Below are 18,836 nucleotides of genomic sequence, written 5' to 3'. Positions count from 1 at the left end.
CCTCGGGGGAGGTCGGGCACCTCGTCGGCCTGGGCTGGGAGCACCGCCGCGACCGGGCTCCGCCTTTCCTGGTCGGCGCTCTGATCAGAAGGGGCGACGTGCCGAGGACACCGCTTGAGAGCACAAATTTGCGGATCAACGGCCAAATCTACACCGTCTACATGGAGCCAGGGAGTGGAGTGCCGACCATAGACGGTCCGCTAGGCGGTAACGTTATGCTTGCCCCAGAACTTGGGAACTTGGGCTGCAGCCCCGCGGGTCAGCTGGCGGCATACATCGATATTGGCCGCCAATCCCAATCCCCCCTTGCCGGCCCGGCTTGGAAAGCCGATCTGGTGCCCATTTAGGTGGCGACAGAAGGCGGATCGGCTGCGTGCGGCCGCGTCGCTTGATGATCTCTTGCCGCAGATGGATTATTAGTAGGTCGCGCTATCATCGAAAGGGCTCTCTGGATCAACGATTTCGACTTGAGGGGTCCTTCCGCTCCGGAAATCGGTCTTCATTCGCAAACGGCGGCAGTTTGCAGCTCGCAAGTCAGGGCTTTCGTCGCTGGCCTCTGAAAATCCGTTGGCTGTGTCGAGGTCTATTGCACTGTCGATCTCAGACCACCTAAGGCCATCGCAAAGCGCGCCCTTTATCCGCAGCTCACCATCGGCGATCAGCCAAGCAAGAACCTCTTCGACATAGGCGGTGCGGCCGCCGGAAGCAAAATGGGCATCTAACCGCGGGACGAGGTTCTCTGTCAGAGTGGACTTGCCGAAGCGGAAGAGGTTGATGGACTTGTAGAGTGGTTCCGTCGATAGGTCGACACTCCCCTGGTTCATCCGGAATTCGCGCAGGTAACCGCCCTCAGAGAGTATCACGGCCGATCCGGTCATCGTTTCATTGAAGATGTCGATTGCTGCGACATCACCCTGATGATCGAGCATCCGAGTAAAAACGGAACTCTCGAAAAAGACATCGCCCCCTAGCAAGAATATGTCGCCTTTTACGAGGGTCTCGCGTGCAAGCCAAAGCGAATGGACGCTCCCGGTATGATCGAAGTGTGAAGATTCGACGTAGCTGATGTTCATTTTTCCGAATGTATCGCCGCACGACGCTATGATGTCATCCTTGCGATACCCGACTACGACCGTCGTTTCGGCGACGCCAAGAGCCGCGAGATTTCGGAGAGCGTTGCGCAAGATCGAGATACCAACCACTTCAATTAATGGCTTTGGTCGAACCTCGGTCAAAGGACGCAGGCGCGAACCGACTCCTGCCACTAGGATAATGGCATAGCTCGGAATTTCGGACACCATAGCCCTCTCGTGTTGGTGGCGCCTGTGAATCCTAGAATGTCAGTTCTATATTTTCAAAGTTGCGGTGAGACGCCGCAAGCCCTTGTTCCGGACGTCGAGATCGATGCCGTAGGAGGGGCGGACCCCGGCGGGGTCACCAAGAGCTGTGCCCAAAATCGTTGCCACACCGCGTCCATCAGCAAGCCATCATGCGCTTCCATGAGAAAGGATGAGATTGCGGCTGCAGCAGATCTGAACGCGGAGCATTACTGCGAGCGACGGGTCAGCCAGTCGATCAATGTCGTTGATGAGGACAGATTGCGGTTGATTTAGCACCCCGAACCTTTGTCGAGCACGACGCTCATAACCCATATGTGACGTGTTCTTTTCTTTCGGATCAATTCCTAGCCTTGGTAGGTGGCTTTCCGTCCCAACGCCGCGATAGTTCGACGTAGGCGGATAGATCTTCGGCGATCTTTGCGAGGCCTCCTGGAGAAAATGCATGAAAAGTCGGATGGCGACAGCCCCCCAAAAAATCCGCAAGGCGCCCCTCTGGCACGAAGGCCGCCCAAATCCCTCCGATCAGCGCACCGAAGAAGAGCCCGATCCCACAACACAAGAGCGTCATGCTCATCAAGGTCTGGTCGTTCTTCTCCTCAATCCGGTGCAGCTTCAATTCTCGCGGACTATGCACGTAAGGCCCGAGCGGCTCGCTCGACCCACATGTAGGGCAAGCGACGGCCGAAAAGGCGACCGGCGTCCCGCAGTCATAACAACCGATGAGTTCAAGCTGCGTCTTTGATTCCTTCATGCAGGCAATCGTAATGGACTGTGCGTGGCTGCGCTACGGCCGATCCCAGCGCTTTCACGTGTCGGGTTTGAAGCTTGGATGGACCTTTTAGGTGCGAAACTGCTAACTCATTGGACTCGTCCCGTATCGCTGACTGGGATCAGGCAGCAAAACAAGAAACAGTCTGCAACCTGCAGCGGCCCAGAACCACCGTTGCAATCTGGCGCAGAAACGCCTAGAGAAGCCGATCGTAGCAAGGACTTCAACTATGAACGACAACTGTTCATCCGGCTTGCTTGAATTGCAGGGGCTCCGGCTGATGCGGGCGTTTCTACACATATGCGATGAGGCCGAACGCAAACAAGTACTCGAATTCGCTGAGCGGCTAGCGGAAAGGGCTCATGGTGAGGCTGTGTCAAAACTGCGGAGTGACTTAGCTTCATCATTGTCACCGACCAAGCCCCCACCTAGTCCGGCTTCGGCTTAGCTGTGCAACGCACTGCAACATGCCTCGATCAGCCTCGATCCCTATCTGCCCCCGCTGCAAGCAAGCGATGACCTTGGTCTCGCCGCAAAGAGACAAGGGCCCACCAGTCTGGCGATGCTTCGAGTGCGAGGACGGCTGAGATACCCAATGATCTCGGCTTCGACGAAGGCGTCGCAGGTGCCACGAATTGCGCAAGGTTGTGGATCATCTCGACAAACATACCAGCATCGTGATCCGTCCGCGCACCAGCAAGCGTCCGGGCAAACTAGCATCACCGGCGCAGCCTTGGGCTGCGCCGGTGAGCAGGGGCTTCGGTAGGGGCAGACGCCCTCCCCGCCTAAGCCGCAGCGCACTCCTCCTGCTGCGATCCATGCAGGAAATCGGCCGCGCGCTGCGCATGGGAAGATGCGGTGAAAATTGCGCGCTTGTCGTGCTTCAAAACTTTGATCCACGAGGCAATATAGGACGCATGATCCTCCCTCACCTCTGGTGTGAGGCCGAGATCGGCAGCGAGAAAAGCCGCCCCAAGTTCGGCCACCAATTCTTCCATTGCGTAACCTTCATCACCAAAGCGCTTGCGGCCAAAATCGCGATTGAGGCGCTTTTCGTGTTTCGTCCAATGCGTACATTCGTGCGCGAGCGTCGCATAGTAACTGATTGCATCACAAAAGAAATCGATGCAGGGCATGTGAATATTGTCGGTCGACGGCACGTAGCAGGCGCGGCTACCGCCATGGACAATGTTCGCGCCAGTTGCCGCAAAGAACGCTTCAGCGTGAGCAATGCGCTCGACAGTCTCGCTCGGCTTTTCCGGCTGGCCGTAGAAATGCTGCGGCAAGCCTTCAATCTGCTCAAATAGGGTAGGCCGGAGGCGTCTCATAGAGAACGCCTCTCGGCACCGGGTCACCGGAGGCGGTCGCCCGCCCCCGGTTCCCACAGAACGTGGCGTGCGGATTTCCCGCACCGACGCTCTTCGACAGTTGGTTCACAGCACTGCAAGCGCTTGCAGCTCCCGATAAGGGAGGCGCAGCTTAGGCTTCAGCAACGGTGTCCGTTCTTTGATTTGGTTGAAGGCGTCCCAAGTGAGGCGTCGGCCTGCCCAGCTGCGGCTGCGCAGCATTCCGCGCCAGTAACGCTCCACGGCCCGATAAACTTTTACGAGACTCCGGAGATTTCCGGCGACGCCGTAATAGGCATAGTGGCCGCGCAGGACGACGTTGATTTCACCGGCCTGGTCACTGATCTTGTAATGCCGTATTCGCCGCATCAGCTCCTGCAGAGACATAAGGCTGCGCTTTAGCCGAGATTTCTCGGTGCGCATCCCAACCTTGAAGTTGCCTTTTTGGTTTCGCGTGCAATAGAGCGTCAGACCCAGAAAGTAGATTGTTTCCGGGCGGTTTCTGCCGCGTTTGCCCGCGTGTCTTTGCGCGAACCGACCAAACTCGACCAACTTGGTCTTGGTCGGCTCTAGAGTGAGGCCGAACTTCCCCAACCGAAGACGCAAGGCCTCCTGTACGCGGATGGCGTCCGATCGATATTGGAAGCAGATCACAAAGTCGTCGATATAGCGCACCAGTCGGGCTTCGCCCCGCAACCGACCCTTCACCACGCGTTCGAACCAGAGGTCGAGAACGTAATGAAGGTAGAGGTTGCTCAAAAGTACACTGATCGATCCGCCTTGTGGCGTTCCTTGTTCGCTCGGGTGCACCGCTCCGTCTTCCAAGACGCCCGCTTTCAACCAGCGCCGGATCAAGCTGATCAGGCGCGGATCACCGACTCGATGTTCGACAAACCGGAGGACCCGATCATGATCGAGACTCCCGAAAGACTACTCGACAGATTACCCACCACCGCGCTCATCATCTCGACGACTATCCCGATCAGGTAACCATCGTTCGGTCGCGCCATCCCTTCGAGGGATCTGCGCTTAATGTGCTTGGCTGGTGTCATCGACGCGGCGAACTTCATCTGACGCTTGTACTGCCCGATGGTACCCGTGCCCTTGTACCGGCCGCGTGGACAGATCTGCCTATCGCACAACATTTACCGCGTGCAAGCCCGCAATGCGCTCGAGCGGCATTCCTGGCTTCCCACGCCGAGCTGCTGCACGCCCGGACGATCGTCGACGCTTTGCTGCGGCAATTGGATGCCGCGCATACTGTCCTGCCACCGGAATCGGAGGACAGCCATGCAGCAGCTAAGCTTTCTCGACCCACCACCTCAGCGCGGGGCCGTACCCGTATGGGAGGCCCTCGATAAAGAGCAGCGCGCACATCTCGTGCTGCGACTCGCCCGACTAATCGCCCGAGCAATCGCCACTGCCGGAGATCACAACGATGAACGAACTGAGCAAGATCACCGCTGAGCACCTACGCCGATGCGCAATCGTCTACGTGCGTCAGTCCAGTACGACGCAGGTCGAGCATAATCGCGAGTCCACTGCCCGTCAGTACGAGTTAGCCGAACGCGCCGCGCGGCTTGGTTGGCGACGCGATCAGGTGAAGGTCATCGATGAGGACCTCGGTATTTCCGGTTCCGGCCTTTCCGAGCGCACCGGCTTCGCGCGTATGACCGCGGAGGTCGGCCTCGGCCAGGTTGGCATCGTGCTCGGCTTGGAAGTCTCGCGACTAGCGCGCAATAATGCTGATTGGTACCGTCTGCTCGATCTATGTGGCCTGACCCACACGCTCATCGGTGATGGAGATGGGATTTATCATCCGGGCTTGTTCAATGACCGCCTGGTGCTCGGGCTCAAAGGTACGATGTCAGAGGCAGAGCCGCATGTGCTGCGTGCGCGCCTGCTCGGTGGCATCCGCAACAAGGCCGCACGCGGAGAACTGCACCGCGGGCTGCCGGTGGGCTTGGTACGGGGCGACGCCGACGGGGAGGTGCTGTTGCATCCTGACCAGTCGGTGCAAGCCGCGATCCATGCTGTCTTCGGCCGCTTTGCCGAATTCGGCTCGGCACGACGCGTGTGGCTGTGGTTCCGCTCGCAAGGCCTGCGCTTTCCGCTGCACTCCAACAGCCTTGTCGATCTCCGCTGGGTCGCCCCCACTTACACAAAGATCCACCAGGTCCTCACCAACCCGTTCTATGCCGGCGTTTATGTGTATGGCCGCACCCAGCAGATATGCTATCTCGATGCGAGCGGTCGAATCCGAAAGCGCATCAGACAACGCGACCGCGAGCAGTGGCCGGTGTTCATTCGTGACCATCATGCCGGATACATCGATTGGAATACCTTCGAGGCGAACCAGAAACGCCTGGCGCAGAACATCCGTCCTCGACCGCACCAGAGCGGGGGTGCCGTGAGAGAAGGCGCAGCACTCCTGCAAGGCCTCGCCGTATGCGGACACTGCGGTCGGCGCCTGGCCGTACACTACAGCGGCCGGTTCTCGGCGCCCGGATACCACTGCGCCGGCAAGAACATCGTCAACGGCCGGGGCGAGTACTGCCTCAACATCGGCGGTGTGCAGATTGATGCGGCTGTCGCCGAAGCGTTCCTTGCGGCTCTCGCGCCCGCAGGCATGGACGCCTCGCTCCAGGCGATCGAGCAATTCGACGCCGATCACGAGACGACTCTCGCGCAGTTCCGTCGCGACGTCGAGCGCGCGCTACAAGGCGCAGCGCGCCGAGCGACGCTATCGCGCCGTGGACCCGGAGAATAGACTCGTCGCGCGTGGACTCGAAGCCGAATGGGAAAGCGCTCTGCTGGAACTGAAGACTGCCGAATCCGAACTCTCGGACCGCGAACATGCCCGACCGCGCTCGCTTACGCACGAAGAACGCGACGCGATCCTTGCACTCGGTAAAGACCTCAAGCGTATCTGGTTCGCTCCCACGACGAGCGATCGCGATCGCAAGGAGTTGCTCCGCACGCTGCTCGACGATGTCACCTTGAGAGTCGAGCGCGATAAATACAATGCTCACCTGACGCTGCGTTGGCGCGGCGGTCTCTTCAGTGAAGTTAATGTCCCATTGCCGCACTCGCATCCATCGCCGATCCGCACCGCCGACGATACGATCGATCTGCTGCGACGACTGGCTGCACATTATCCCGACACCAAGATCGCCGGCATCCTCAATCGCCAAGGCCGTACAACGGCCACAGGACTGTCGTTTACGGCAAATCGTGTGTCGAGCCTGCGGACGCACTGGGAGATCCCGTGCTTCGAGCCGAAACAGCAAGTGCAGGACGGCGAGTGCATGACGATCGAGAAAGCAGCACGCGCTCTCGGGATCGCACCCTCTACTTTGCATCGCAGCCTCAACGATGGCTTCATTGCCGGAGAGCAGATCACACCTGGCGCGCCGTGGCGCATCCGTATCAATGACGAGCTGCGGTCGCGCTTTGTGGAGAGCGCGCCGGAAGGTTACGTGAAGATGTTCAAGGCCATGAATCTACTCGGCGTCTCGCGGCAAACCATCTTGCAACGTGTAAAGCGCGGCGAGCTTAAGGCCGTTCACGTCTATCGCGGACGGGCAAAAGGCATACGAATTCAAGTCCCTGCAGTTGCTCCGGACCTCTTCGACCCTCTCAAAAACACTGAAGGTGTAGTATGACGCAACATCCAACATCCGTTGGCTGTCGATGTCGACAACCTTCAAGAGGACCACTTCCGATACGCGCAGTCCGGCGGCATAGACCGTGGTCAGCGCGGTACGGCTCTTCAGGCTCGGGATCGCCTCCAGAAAGTTCACCACCTCGTCGGCGCTCAGCACGACCGGCAACTTGCGCGGTTGGCGCGCATAGGCGATGCGTTCCGGAACGGTGTCATGACCAAGCGTCACACCGTAGAAGAACCGCAGCGCGCAGACGATCTGGTTCAGCGCCGGCCAGGACATCCCCGTCGCCACCAGATGAAGCTGGAAGGCACGGATATCCTCCAGGTCGAGGCGGTCGGGAGAGCGACCGAAATACCGGCTCAACTTCACTACGGCGTTGAGGTAGGATTGCTGCGTCGCCGGTGACAGATTGCGGACTGTCATGTCCTCGATCATGCGGCGGCGAAGTGGGCTGATCTCAGCCATCGGAAAACCTCCTGTCTGAAGGGTTGGGCTTCGAAAACCCGCAATCCTCTCAGACAGGAGGCAATCCTTGCTATGCCTCCCTACATGCCGCGACAGCGGCTTCGTTGTGTGCCGGGCATGTTCAGTAGCTCGGAGGTGAAAGTCCTCCACCAACCTGATGGAGGTGAAGGGTAGTGATGCGCAAGGGCTGTCGCCGCGAGGCGGAGTCTGAAGGAAGCGCGAAACAAAGGCGCGAGCCGATGAACAAAAACCGGATACGAGGCGCAAGCGTCGGACGAGCGGGCAACGAATCGCGAAGTCCATATCCATCAACGACGCGAAGCGTAGATCCGGCGGTTGTGCGCCGAAGGCGACTGAGCTTACCCCGGGAGATCTGCCGCGTGTCGCCTCTGGCGACTGAGGTGGCCGAAAGACCATCTGACCGCGAGGCAGAAGTCAGCAGAGGGCATATCAGGTCAAGCAGTCGGCAAGGCTATTGAGGCACTCCAAGGCCGAAAGGCGGAGCAACGGATAGGCTGAGCCGGAAACGATGGCCGAAGGCCCGAACGATTGAGAGTGGCAAATAGGATTGGCAACTCATGAGTGGAAAGCGGCAGAAGACCCAGTACGAGCTGGCCTTGGCAACCGAGGACAGGGGTGAAACCCGTGGCCGCGGATGCGAAGGGACCGAACCACTCGTGGCGAAGCCAAACCCCGAAAGCCCGGCTTTTGCGAAACCATTGATGGAGGAGGTGTGCGCCCGAGGAAATCTCGAAATAGCGTGGAAACGTGTGCAAGGAAACAAGGGCGGCCCCGGCGTTGATGGGATGACCATCGAAGACGCCAAAGGCTACCTGCGTCAGCACTGGCCAAACATTCGATCCCAGCTGCTCGAGGGGACCTACCAGCCGCAACCGGTCAAGAGGGTCGAAATACCCAAGCCGGACGGCGGGGTCAGAAAGCTCGGCGTGCCATGCGTCGTCGACAGACTGATCCAGCAAGCCTTGCTGCAAGTTCTCCAAGAGCGATGGGACCCGACGTTCTCTGAGTACAGTTACGGCTTCCGACCGGAACGCTCCGCTCATCAAGCGGTGGCCCAGGCGCAGCATTACATCGCCGAGGGCTACAACATCGTGGTTGATCTCGATCTCGAAAAGTTTTTCGACCGTGTCAATCATGACAGCGTGATGGGGCGCGTCGCCAAACGGGTGACCGACAAACGCGTGCTCAAACTCATCCGGGCCTTTCTCAAGGCCGGGGTGATGGAGGATGGTTTGGTCCGACCGGTGGAGGAAGGGACCCCGCAAGGGGGCCCGCTCTCGCCCCTCTTAAGCAACCTCGTGCTCGACGACCTCGACAAGGAGATGGCCCGACGCGGTCTCCGTTTCTGCCGTTACGCCGATGACTGCAACATCTATGTTCGCAGCTACCGCGCCGGTGAACGGGTCATGACTTCAGTGAGCCGGTTCCTGACCCACAAGCTGCGGCTGAGGGTCAACGAGGCGAAAAGCGCGGTGGCACGCCCGGAGGAGCGCAAGTTCCTGGGATTCAGCGTCTCGAACGACGGAGGCGAGAGGCGCATCGCGCCAAAGGCCCTCGATGTGTTCAAGGCGCGGATTCGGGACATGACCCGCCGGACGCGCGGGGTCAGTCTGTCGCGGTTGGTCGAAGATCTAAAGCCATACCTCATCGGCTGGCGCGGATACTTCGGCTTCTGCCAGACCCCCGTGGTGCTCACGAACCTGGAAGCATGGATCCGCCGAAGATTACGCATGTATCTTTGGCGGCAGTGGCGGAACGGGCACAATCGCTTTAAGGAACTGCGCCGTCGTGGCGTCTCAAAGATCCAAGCAGCGACTACCGCCAGTTCAGCATCGACGGGGCCCTGGCGCATGTCAGGACATCCGGTGATCCAGAAAGCCCTGCGCAACCACGCGTTCGATCAACTCGGGCTTCCCCGACTCTACGTGCCCGCCGAAGCATAACTCGGTCGAACCGCCATGGTACGGACCCGTATGCCTGGTGGTGTGGGAGGGGCGGTGTCGTGAGGCACCCCCCTATCCCGATCAATCCCGATTCCGGTAAAAAACAACGTGCTCTAGACGTTTGCAACAGCCATTTTCTACTCGAGGCGCGACGAAACCGCGCGCTCTACTAGGCTGACGGAAGACACGTTGGTCGATGAGGAATGGTTTGTGATCCCTTGGGTTTTCGTGCCCACGGCTGCGCTCGGTCTTACAAACCCGAATTGCTCAAGCTCCTTCCGAAAGCGCGGACAACGAACCTGCAAACCGTGCTCAGTTGGTTGCGCGGCGAGCCGAACCATTGCCAAATGGCAGCAAACCCAAGTCTCGATGAAGAGGACGTCGGCCCCCGAACCGCGAGCGTGAGAACCTCGTCAGCCAACAAACCAGCATTGTCAATCGAATGAAGGCATGTCTCATTCGCCTGGGTATTCGCAATCTTAAGCCGGCGCTGCTGCGTCATGCGTCAAAACGGCTCGAGACGCTGCGCACGCCGGAAGGAGTGCCGCTGCCGCCCAACACTGTCGCCGAGATGCGCCGGGACATGGTCCGTCTTGGCCTCATCAGAGAGCAGATCAGGGAGATCGAGGCGGCTCGATTGCAGCGCTTGCAGGTTTCCGAGAGCGGCGCGCACGCGATGATCAAATTGCTGGAGCGGATCATTGGCGTTGGAATCGAAACAGTGGACAGGGTCGAACATGAGTGTCTCTCCCGGCAATTGAGAGATCGCAGAGCGGTCGCGCGTTACGCGAGCCTCACGGGCGCTCCCGATGAGAGCGGCAAGCGAAGACGTGAGAAGGGCCTTCGTGCTGGCAACGCCCGGGTACGGCGTGGGACGATCCAACTGGCCTGGCGCCCTCTCCTTTTCCAAAAGGACAGCGCATTGGCCCAATGGTTCCGGGCTCGCGCGGCCGGCGCGCGCGGCTGCACGCGCAAGACCATGATCGTGGCGCTGGCGCGCAAATTGCTCATTGCGTTCTGGCGCCTGACGACGACAGGCGAAATACCTGCAGGGATTGAGCTCTTGACAGGAGCTAACCCCATACACGTTGTAGCCGGCCCCCGCGAGTGCGTTGGTTCGGTTGCCGGCACAGCCTTTGAGATAGTTGCGGTCCATGAACATTGGCCCGCGACTGCTCCAGCTGATTTCTCGATCGCTTCTTGCGTAGGGCGATTGCTCCCATAGCATCGAGCCCCACCACATGGAATGTGTTTTTCCCTAGATCGATGCCGATCATGACAATGTTCGTAGCGGACATGGCTTGTGCTCCTTCTCTTGCCGGAGATTTATGTTGCTGCTGAGAGCGGCGTGTCCATGCCGTTACTCGTAAGGCGCGCGGGCTTTACCCTTGCCGATGCACACGACCTCCGGGGCATGTAACGCATGGACCTTTGGACTGCGCCGATCCTGATCCTGGCTGCGCACCTGCTGCGCTAACCGAGCAGCGGGCCGAAGCGAGCTTCCAGCACCGCATCGCCATCAATCTTGCGGCGGATGCCGCGAATGATCCGGCCAAGCCGTGTTCGCAGGCACTTGAGTTGGCGCCGGGCGCGCTTGAACTGGACAGCGTGGGTATTGCGGCCGATCATGATGGCGGCGCGCTTGGCGAGCCCGATGAGCTTGACGATTGCCCGATGCATCAGCCGCGCGTCGGTCGGATGCGCAACGGCCTTGGGCTGCACGCCGCTGCGATCAGTAGACCAGCGGCAACTTGCGATGGAATGCTCCACCCTTGAAAATCCACGACTTTGGCTCGATACTCGATCGAGGTCCCATGGCTATCAGCAATCCGAGGAGGGCGATTATGGCAATCCAGATCGTGATGGACCACAGCGGCGACAGCCGTCATCCTTTCAACCTCGACGACGCACAAGAACTGGCGAAGGCGGAGCAGCGGTTCTACGAACTGACGAATATCGGGTTTACCGCAGCGGTCCGGACCGGTCCAGGTCAGGTTTCGCAGATCCGATCGTTCGACCCGAAGGCGGAAGAAACCGTCTTCTTCCCCAGGCTGGTCGGCGGCTAAGTCGGCGTTCCTGCCATGTTTGGCTTTCGATCGATGCCGCCGGGCGGCCGTTCCCGGGGGCGAGCGATGCGGGCCCTTATCATCAGGCACGGCGCCGAGCGGACGCCGGAGGGCCGGTCGCTGCGCCTCTTGCAGCAATGGTTGTCGCCGGCGCAGCGGGAGCAGTTCGCCCAAAAGGGCTACTTCGAGGTCGTCGGAAATGACAGCGGACAGCGATACAGGATCCACCTCGGGGCCTCGGTGAACGTGTGCGAGATCGACGAAAGAGGCCGCCTGGGGGAGGGATTATGTTTTTCGCCGGCCGGCGCTCTGCCGATCGGAGACGTCATGCTCGCCCAGAAGATCGCGCTCGAAACATGCGAACGTGACGTGCGTGCCGTGGCCAGGCGGTTCACTTCGAGCGGTTTCCATTTCAGGCAAACCCGACCTCTCGGCTGACCGCGCCGACGGCATCTCGTAAGAACGACAGCCCCACACAGGCAAGGAAGCCCCGGCGAGCCGTAGCCCGCCGGGGCTTCTCCCGGATCGTTGAGATCAGGTACATCCGCCGATCGCCCAACGATCCGACCGGATCGCAATCACGTCACCTGATCGCGTGCCGCATGCGACGGTCGTGCGGCATTGGCGTATCACAGTGGGGCTCGAAAGCGCTTGGCCGCCAACTCGCCCTTGCGGCACTCTGCTCGCCGCCGGCGCTGGACGGCTACGACATATATGGATCCTTATTCTCAAGTTCCAGCTTCACCAGATATTTTTAGTGGATCGCGGAAGCTGGCTGCAATCGCCGCTGCCGCCGTTTTCGAAAGCAATTTTGAAGACGCTCTAACCTTTGACATAAGCGTTCAGGTATCCATTCCCGACCGCAAGCAAGAGATCCTTGCTCTCCAGCACCTCCTTCCACCAATTGTCAGCTGGGCTATCCGCGAGCTTTTTCAAAGCTGCTAGTTGTAGACCAGAAAGACCGCGCTTGAGGATGCCCCGTTCAGACGTGGATCCTCTCACCATCGTTGGCCAATCCCGCGTGATAGGAATATCGCGAAACGGCAGCCGTTCAGAACGCCGTATGGGAATCAGGCGCTCTGTTACCCACAGCGCTAACTCACGGGCCAGCCGTCGCCTGAGCCGCTACCGAAGCCGTGCCCACCAGTCTTGGCTTTGCGCTGCAGCTACTAGCGTTCGTCAAAAATTCATCCAGCACGCGCCGTTTGATCGCTGATGGCTCGCGCTCCCCCCGAGAGGCAAGCCACAGAATGTACTCAGCCATCTCGAGCGCAGAGCGGTTCTTCTGCCGAGTGAACCTGGGGCTAACAAGTACTTCATCAAGGACTCTGCGGAGCATCTGCACCGTAGCCAAATCGTAGGCCATATGCCGATTATCCAGTTGATAAGTCTCTAACTGAGAAAACCCCGCCCTTTATTTCACTCCGAGCTTGCAGTCAAGATGATCAGCGTAGCACGCTATGATTGCAGATTTATGACGCCAACCATTCATATCCGGTGGGCCCAATGACGAGCCCGAATCGCTCACTTTCAGCCCTTCCTCGCCCTCAGCCCGAAGCCGGCGACTCGCGTGAGCGCCTTTGAGCCCATCACTGCTTCTCTGCGGGCGCATTGCCTTCGGCTGACGGGCCGGGCGGTGATGACGGCGCTGGCGTGTCCACTGGTGATGTCGCAGCAACGCAATCACCTGCCCAGATCTTCGTGCCTCTGACCGTCCCGACTAGTTTACAACCCAGCGGCGCCTGCGGCTTAACATGAGTGGATGGCATCTTTGCTGTTCTGGGTGGAGCAGCTTGAGCAAAAGCGCCGTTCGCAAAAAACAGCGTGATTAGCGCGATCAGCAGCTTCATGGTCACCTCAAATCGTTCAATGCATTCCTGCTCACTTCTTCGTCCTCAGCCCGAGCTCGACCAGCCGACGTACGGCCTGAGCGCGCGTTATCCTCTCGCCGCTCTTCGCGATCCTGCGTCGATTGCAGCACGCTCGGCTTCATGCCACCGCTCGCCGATCTAGACGCCTTTACCTGTTGACGCCGCTACACCAGCACGTTGGCCGCCACCGGCGTCAGGATCTCGATGGACGGTCGCGGGCTGGATGGACAACGTGTTCATCGAGCGGTCTTGCAGGTTGTCTTGAATGGGTTACGATGCAACGTATTTTAGAGCTTTGTATTCGGAGCAACCCATTTGCCAACAACCATCGAAGCGATCGTTTCCGCTTATGTACGTTTGAAGAACCGGCAAGCCCTGGAAAATATGCGAAAACTTCGCGGCCAGTTGCTGGGAACACTACAGTCCACATCCAGCACCAACCCGGCTCAGTCGCGATCTTCTCTACTTGAAGACCTCCGAGTGATCGAGGATGGACTGGAGCAGCTCCGGCCGCCACGGTACGGCTGAGACTGTGATCAAACGAACGACAGCCGCAATCGCGGCCCGGAAGCCAAGGTTGCAGCCGCGAAAGTCCAACGCGGACATTATCCCGAAAGTACTGAGTGGAAGCGACATCTGGGAAGCGAAATAGCCGAAAAATGCGAAGCGCCGGAGGTTTGACGTCGCAAGAACGACAACAGGGCATCCATCGGCTGCCACGGCGGCCGGAAGAATTGCGAAATGGAAGGTAGCGGTTCTTGTTTGATCGAGGTCTCGCATCAAGAAGCGTCCGGTGAGCGAGCGGCACTGAACGATGCGGTGCTCGGCAATCGGCCGTTCTGCGTACGATCATCGCATAAATCGGCGCAACAGCAGTGATACCATCAAACCACACCCGCAGGATCACCATTCCCGCGACGGTAACGCCCCTACAAACAGCGCAACAGCATCGAGCATTGCTTCTGCCGGCTCAAACAGTGCCTATGGGTCTGAAAACCTATTGGGAAGATGGCGACGTTATGGGGCGTCCGGGCACGACGAGAACGGGTTGCTGTGCCAGCCGCGAAAGATCCGGCGCTACGATTGGCGGTTGCGCGCCTTTCTCCGTAGCCGCCCGGATTGTCAATCTTTGGAACATGGTGTTCTACTGAAGGAACACCGGCGGGGAGTTTGATAGTTAAACTGTATTTTCGCTATATTCCGGTGGCGAGGCCGCGGGGCTGCATGTCTCGTGGCCTCATTCATTTCCGCAGTTGAGCGCCGGGCAAGCTCCTGCGGACCGAAGTCGGGCCGCCTTCCTGCCCGACACTTATCTTATCACTGGTTGTGTCACCTCAAGGCGTCAGGATGGCGCCTGTTGTCGCAAACCGTCCGGACGAACCGGGAGCCTGGATCGGACACGGCGAACGTGATCCTGCCATTGGTCCGCAGGTCGGCGGGACCTGGCAGGGACGGAGTATCGCGTCGACTGTCGAGTTTCAAACAAACGCCGACAACTTGACCCTAGAACCCCGCTACGAAGCGCCTGTAGAAGCTCCAGTTCTCGATTCGGCACGGCCCTTGCTCGGTTCTGGACAGCATCACCGAATGCTCATGCGGTGATGTTAGGGGCGGGCTCGTCGCCGCTAGCGTCTGGTCCGCCCCGTCGCTACGCGGGTACGAACACGAACGGCTTAGTACCACAGCATTAGTATCTCCCTAAGCGGGAAAGGAGACCGCCATGTCCACGAGTTCTTTGCTCGGGCAAGTTAGGGCTGGAAAGTGTATCCGCAGCTCCGAAGCAGCCGCGCAGGCCGTTTAGGCGGCGATATATCGAGTCGCGAAATGTTAGAGCAAAGATGCGGACTGGAACGGTAATCTCGTACAACGTTGAAAAGGGCTGGGGCTTCATCCGGCCTGATGACTGCAACGGCGAAGATCTGTTCATGCACATGTCGGAACTTCGCGACTGCGCAGGGCCTGATCTGGTGCCGGGCACGCGCGTGACTTTCGCTCTTCGCTTCAACAGACAGCGCTCAAGGTACAGAGCTGTCGAGGTCAGACTAATCGATTGAAGTGCCGCTATCCTGCTTCCATGCGCACCGACCATGCTTCGGCCTCCGCCCGGTCCGGCCTCCCGGGCGGCTTTCAGAGCGAGCTCCCGCGCCTCATGAGCGCGCATCGTCGCGCTCATGATCGGACCACGCCAAGATCACCTCGCGCGACTTGGTGCCCATGGCTGGCGATTCCAGCGTCGTAGATCGCGAAGTGCAATCCACGACGGTTGGGGCCAAGCACGCGGGGCATCACATGCTGTGTTTCGGCATGGAATAAGGGCTCTGACGCAACTTCGATGACGGTTTGCCTCAACTAGATGGCGCCTATCAGCCGCGCTTGCAGGAGGTCGATCTTCGCCCGTCCATACATCTGGCGTTTCACGAGCTTTAGTTTCGTGATCTGCCCTTCTGTCTGGCCATTGGACCAAGGTTCGGTGATGGCGGCACGGACGGCGGCTTTGTCCCTGATGATGCCACTCGCAAAAGAGGCGATCAGGCTCAAGCTGGCCGTGGCGATCCACGGGTCGAGATCTGCGACGACCTTCTTGCGTACCGGAGGATTCCGCGCCGATGACTGGGGCAGCGTCACCGAATCAGGTCGGTGGCGCCAATGGCAAGCGGGATCAGCATGGGCGCACGGCGCGAGGTTTTGGCGGCGGTGGCGAAGCGTTACCGTACGGCAGGGCGAGTTGAGAAGGGACGCATCCTTGATGAGTTGACGGCAACGACGGGTTGGCAGCGCAAGCACGCGGTGCGAGCACTGTCGCTTGCAAGGGATCGAACCGGACCGCCATCGAAAGAGGAAGTCACCGGCGCAACCGAACCAGCGAGAAGTCGGCGGCGCAGATACGCCAGTGTGCGCGACGCGCTGGTCGCGCTGTGGGAAGCCTCGGATCGCGTCTGCGGCAAACGCCTAGTATCGATGATCCCAGCGCTGTTGCCTGCACTCGAGCGGCATGGTCGGCTGAGGCCGACAAGCGAAGAGCGCGCGCTACTGGTAACGATGAGTGCGGCGACGATCGATCGAATGTTGATCGACGTCAAAGTTGCGGCTGCCGGGGGGCGCCGGCGGCGGGTTGGATTCTACTCGGCGATTCGACGCGAGGTGCCGATCAGAACCTTCAACGACTGGGCCAACCCGCCGCCTGGTTTTTGTGAGATCGACATGGTCGCGCATGGTGGAATCAGCGTGGCCGGCTCGTTCATCCAGACGCTGACCATGGTGGATATCGCCACGGGATGGACGGAATGTCTGCCCCTGGTGACCCGCGATGGTAGCCTCGTCGTCGAAGCGATGACGCGAGCACAAAGTCTGTTCCCGTGGGTGATCCGGGGTGCCGACTTCGATAACGACAGCGCGTTCATGAACGACGTCGTTGTTCCATGGTGCCGAGCACAGCAGATCGAGGTAACGCGGTCCCGCGCCTACAAGAAGAACGATCAGGCTTTCGTGGAGCAGAAGAACGGCGCGGTGGTGCGGCGGCTCGTCGGCTACGGGCGGTTCGATGGGGTCGCGACGGCCCGTGTGATGGCGCGTCTCTACGCGGCGGCGCGCCTGCTTGTGAACTTCTTCCAGCCGTCATTCAAGCTCAAGGAGAAGCGCCGCGAGGGCGCGAAGGTCATCAAACGCTATCATCCGCCGGCTACGCCGTACGAACGTGCGCTGGCACACCCGAAACTCGCATCGGCGATCAAGCGCCGTCTGCGCGCGGCATACCGCACTCTGGATCCCGTGCAACTGCTTGCCGACATCCGTGCGGCGCAGGAAGAGCTCGGCGAACGCATCGGCAAGCGCGGTCTTGTGACGACGGTCGGCGTATCGCCGGCTGATCCGCTGATTTTTGCCCAATCGCTCGGCACCGTGGTAACGGCCACCGAGGTACGCGCCACACATCGTCGGCCGAAACGACGATACAAAAAGCGCATTCGCATGCCCTCGAAGCTCGATCCCCATTTCTCGACGATCGAGAATTGGCTCGCTGTCGAACCGCAGCTCACTGCGCTGGCCATCGTACGCAGGCTCATCACCATCGATCCTTCGTTTAGCGACAAGCAGCATTCAATCGTTCAACGCCGGCTTCGGTCCTTCCGGCGGAAGGTGGCGGAAACGATCATCGTATCCATGCCGCTGGAGGAAATACGGGCCGGGGCTGTGGACGGCGCTGCGTGTAATGATCACTCCGCCCCGTCCACAGCCCCTCCACCGAGTTCGCCGCAGCTTCGAGATCGGTCTGCGGAGCTCGCAGACCTTCATCCCGGGTAACATTCCTTCCTGAGGCAATACGCGGGGTCCCAGTTCAATGCCGATTGACAGCTATTGAGGTTTTAGTGCCGAGCTTGACGCGCCGTTCGGCGAGAATCAGCTGTTTGTTGCGCAATCGATGAATCGATGCCGCGCAATGAAAGGCTATCAACTCTGTCAAAAATTCCATCCCCGCGCTTCATCCGCGTGGCGAAGGCCACCAGTTTCTGTTGTGGCACGTATCAACGCGAGATCGGCCACGAATACGCTCACCCGTTCTGGAATATCCTGGTGAACGAAAACGTGCTCGCCTGTCTGTGCAGCCACATCCTTGCCTTCGATGTGCAGGCGCACCGCGGCGTCCTGCAGATGTGCACCGCAGGTGCGGGAACGACCCACCGGATGCCGGGAGATGTCGAATACCTACATTGCGTCCAAGCAGCGCTTGACGAACGAGGCATACGTTATCAGGTGCTCGACATCGACGGTGCCGTAAGAGAGAGGATGGATGGCCGATACCTAATCCTGATCCCGCCGAATGGATGGAATTGCCGCTCGGACAAGCGGAAGCGCTATTCAGTGGACATGTGCGGAGCGGACCCAGAATCGAGCTGAGATTGGTAGGACAAAGCGCCACGACCGATACAGCATCGGCGCAGACCATCCTTATTGTCGATGCTGCCGCCCGATGGTGCTAATCTGCTTCACGGAACGGCTCCTACCTTGTGGCGTTGCCAGCAACGATCCGCGTTTTAGAGCGTTGATGCTGTCGGTAATGGGGCCGTTCCACACCATCAATCCGGGTGAGGAACGCGGCGGGGCAACAACGATCAATCCACTTCCGAGCGGTCCGCGGGCAGACGCCTGCGGCTCGTTCGGAGGTCTCCGGCGTCAGCACGCTCTGCACCAGCCGAACAACGCGCTCTCGGCCTCGCGGCGTAAGCCAGGCATTCTCATGGATGTCCATCGGGTTCCTCTTGCGGGGTGCTAAAGCTTCGACAATTTCAGCTTCCGCGACCGGAGCCGGATGGGCAGCCTGTTGAAAGCCCGCAGCTAGCGCGCATTCGCT

The 18,836-nt window shown here is 59.7% G+C and carries 15 protein-coding genes and 6 pseudogenes; 10 read left to right on the top strand and 11 right to left on the bottom strand.

The genetic code is table 11. The annotated features are described in order from the left end of the window. Positions 1-416 precede the first annotated feature (416 nt). The 5 genes and pseudogenes from NLM33_RS41565 to NLM33_RS41545 all read right to left on the bottom strand — a co-directional run bounded on the left by NLM33_RS41565 (position 417) and on the right by NLM33_RS41545 (position 4,525). Positions 417-1,301: a sugar phosphate nucleotidyltransferase gene (locus NLM33_RS41565; protein WP_254104201.1), complete on the bottom strand. Its 885-nt coding sequence runs from the start codon at positions 1,299-1,301 to the stop codon at positions 417-419. Between the two features lie 376 nt (positions 1,302-1,677). Further along, on the bottom strand, positions 1,678-2,091 hold the full coding sequence (locus NLM33_RS41560) for a hypothetical protein (RefSeq protein WP_254104200.1): 414 nt from the start codon (positions 2,089-2,091) through the stop codon (positions 1,678-1,680). Between the two features lie 803 nt (positions 2,092-2,894). Further along, positions 2,895-3,410, bottom strand: a pseudogene (locus NLM33_RS41555) (ArdC family protein); the annotation flags it as partial. Positions 3,411-3,542: 132 nt separating this feature from the next. After that, positions 3,543-4,322, bottom strand: a pseudogene (locus NLM33_RS41550) (reverse transcriptase domain-containing protein); the annotation flags it as partial. After that, positions 4,316-4,525, bottom strand: coding sequence for a hypothetical protein (locus NLM33_RS41545; RefSeq protein WP_254104199.1), 210 nt, complete (start codon positions 4,523-4,525; stop codon positions 4,316-4,318). The pseudogene NLM33_RS41550 and the gene NLM33_RS41545, both read right to left, overlap by 7 nt. 368 nt (positions 4,526-4,893) lie before the next feature. Here NLM33_RS41545 and NLM33_RS41540 point away from each other — a divergent pair, with 368 nt between their 5' ends. Both NLM33_RS41540 and NLM33_RS41535 read left to right on the top strand, forming a co-directional pair. Then, positions 4,894-6,225, top strand: coding sequence for a recombinase family protein (locus tag NLM33_RS41540; protein WP_254104055.1), 1,332 nt, complete (start codon positions 4,894-4,896; stop codon positions 6,223-6,225). After that, positions 6,209-7,120 carry a hypothetical protein gene (locus tag NLM33_RS41535; RefSeq protein WP_254104054.1) on the top strand — a complete coding sequence of 304 codons (912 nt, stop codon included), beginning with the start codon at positions 6,209-6,211 and terminating at the stop codon, positions 7,118-7,120. Before NLM33_RS41540 ends, NLM33_RS41535 begins: the two co-directional genes overlap by 17 nt. A gap of 15 nt (positions 7,121-7,135) precedes the next feature. On the opposite strand, the pseudogene NLM33_RS41530 reads toward NLM33_RS41535, so the two are convergent. Beyond that, positions 7,136-7,588 (bottom strand): annotated as a pseudogene (locus NLM33_RS41530) (tyrosine-type recombinase/integrase); the annotation flags it as partial. Positions 7,589-8,166: 578 nt separating this feature from the next. On the opposite strand from NLM33_RS41530, the gene ltrA reads away from it, so the two are divergent. Then, positions 8,167-9,552, top strand: coding sequence for a group II intron reverse transcriptase/maturase (gene ltrA / locus NLM33_RS41525; RefSeq protein WP_254103265.1), 1,386 nt, complete (start codon positions 8,167-8,169; stop codon positions 9,550-9,552). Between the two features lie 442 nt (positions 9,553-9,994). Further along, entirely contained in the window at positions 9,995-10,777 is a 783-nt protein-coding gene (locus tag NLM33_RS41520) for a transposase (protein WP_371930063.1), read from the top strand. On the opposite strand, the pseudogene NLM33_RS41515 reads toward NLM33_RS41520, so the two are convergent. Together NLM33_RS41515 and NLM33_RS41510 are read right to left on the bottom strand one after the other, a co-directional pair. After that, positions 10,731-10,850 (bottom strand): annotated as a pseudogene (locus tag NLM33_RS41515) (IS110 family transposase); the annotation flags it as partial. The gene NLM33_RS41520 and the pseudogene NLM33_RS41515 sit on opposite strands and share 47 nt — an antisense overlap. A 65-nt stretch (positions 10,851-10,915) precedes the next feature. Then, positions 10,916-11,274, bottom strand: a pseudogene (locus tag NLM33_RS41510) (IS5/IS1182 family transposase); the annotation flags it as partial. A gap of 122 nt (positions 11,275-11,396) precedes the next feature. Here NLM33_RS41510 and NLM33_RS41505 point away from each other — a divergent pair. From NLM33_RS41505 to NLM33_RS41495, 3 genes are all read left to right on the top strand, one after another. Beyond that, on the top strand, positions 11,397-11,618 hold the full coding sequence (locus NLM33_RS41505) for a hypothetical protein (RefSeq protein ID WP_254104198.1): 222 nt from the start codon (positions 11,397-11,399) through the stop codon (positions 11,616-11,618). 15 nt (positions 11,619-11,633) lie between these two features. After that, positions 11,634-12,056 (top strand): hypothetical protein, encoded by a 423-nt coding sequence (locus tag NLM33_RS41500; RefSeq protein ID WP_371930062.1) that lies wholly within the window; start codon positions 11,634-11,636, stop codon positions 12,054-12,056. A gap of 276 nt (positions 12,057-12,332) precedes the next feature. Continuing rightward, positions 12,333-12,563: a hypothetical protein gene (locus NLM33_RS41495; RefSeq protein ID WP_254104196.1), complete on the top strand. Its 231-nt coding sequence runs from the start codon at positions 12,333-12,335 to the stop codon at positions 12,561-12,563. A 644-nt stretch (positions 12,564-13,207) separates the two neighbouring features. On the opposite strand, the gene NLM33_RS41490 is transcribed toward NLM33_RS41495, so the two are convergent. Continuing rightward, a complete protein-coding gene (locus NLM33_RS41490) occupies positions 13,208-13,468 on the bottom strand; it encodes a hypothetical protein (protein WP_254104195.1) in 261 nt (86 codons plus the stop codon). Between the two features lie 1,859 nt (positions 13,469-15,327). Between NLM33_RS41490 and NLM33_RS50035 the strand changes: the two genes are divergently transcribed. Continuing rightward, positions 15,328-15,543, top strand: coding sequence for a cold-shock protein (locus tag NLM33_RS50035; RefSeq protein ID WP_371930061.1), 216 nt, complete (start codon positions 15,328-15,330; stop codon positions 15,541-15,543). Positions 15,544-15,838: 295 nt separating this feature from the next. On the opposite strand, the pseudogene NLM33_RS41485 reads toward NLM33_RS50035, so the two are convergent. Beyond that, positions 15,839-16,060, bottom strand: a pseudogene (locus NLM33_RS41485) (transposase); the annotation flags it as partial. Positions 16,061-16,135: 75 nt separating this feature from the next. Between NLM33_RS41485 and NLM33_RS41480 the strand changes: the two are divergent. Then, positions 16,136-17,788, top strand: coding sequence for a transposase family protein (locus NLM33_RS41480; RefSeq protein ID WP_254104194.1), 1,653 nt, complete (start codon positions 16,136-16,138; stop codon positions 17,786-17,788). A 126-nt stretch (positions 17,789-17,914) separates the two neighbouring features. Beyond that, a complete protein-coding gene (locus NLM33_RS41475) occupies positions 17,915-18,382 on the top strand; it encodes a hypothetical protein (RefSeq protein WP_254104193.1) in 468 nt (155 codons plus the stop codon). A 103-nt stretch (positions 18,383-18,485) separates the two neighbouring features. Here NLM33_RS41475 and NLM33_RS41470 read toward each other — a convergent pair whose 3' ends face one another. Beyond that, a complete protein-coding gene (locus NLM33_RS41470; protein ID WP_254104192.1) occupies positions 18,486-18,734 on the bottom strand; it encodes a leucine zipper domain-containing protein in 249 nt (82 codons plus the stop codon). Positions 18,735-18,836: the final 102 nt, after the last annotated feature.

The organism is Bradyrhizobium sp. CCGUVB1N3 (assembly GCF_024199925.1).
Taxonomy (GTDB): Bacteria; Pseudomonadota; Alphaproteobacteria; order Rhizobiales; family Xanthobacteraceae; genus Bradyrhizobium.
The sequence above is the reverse complement of the archived record's forward strand: the minus strand, read 5'-3'. Positions and strand labels throughout refer to the sequence as shown.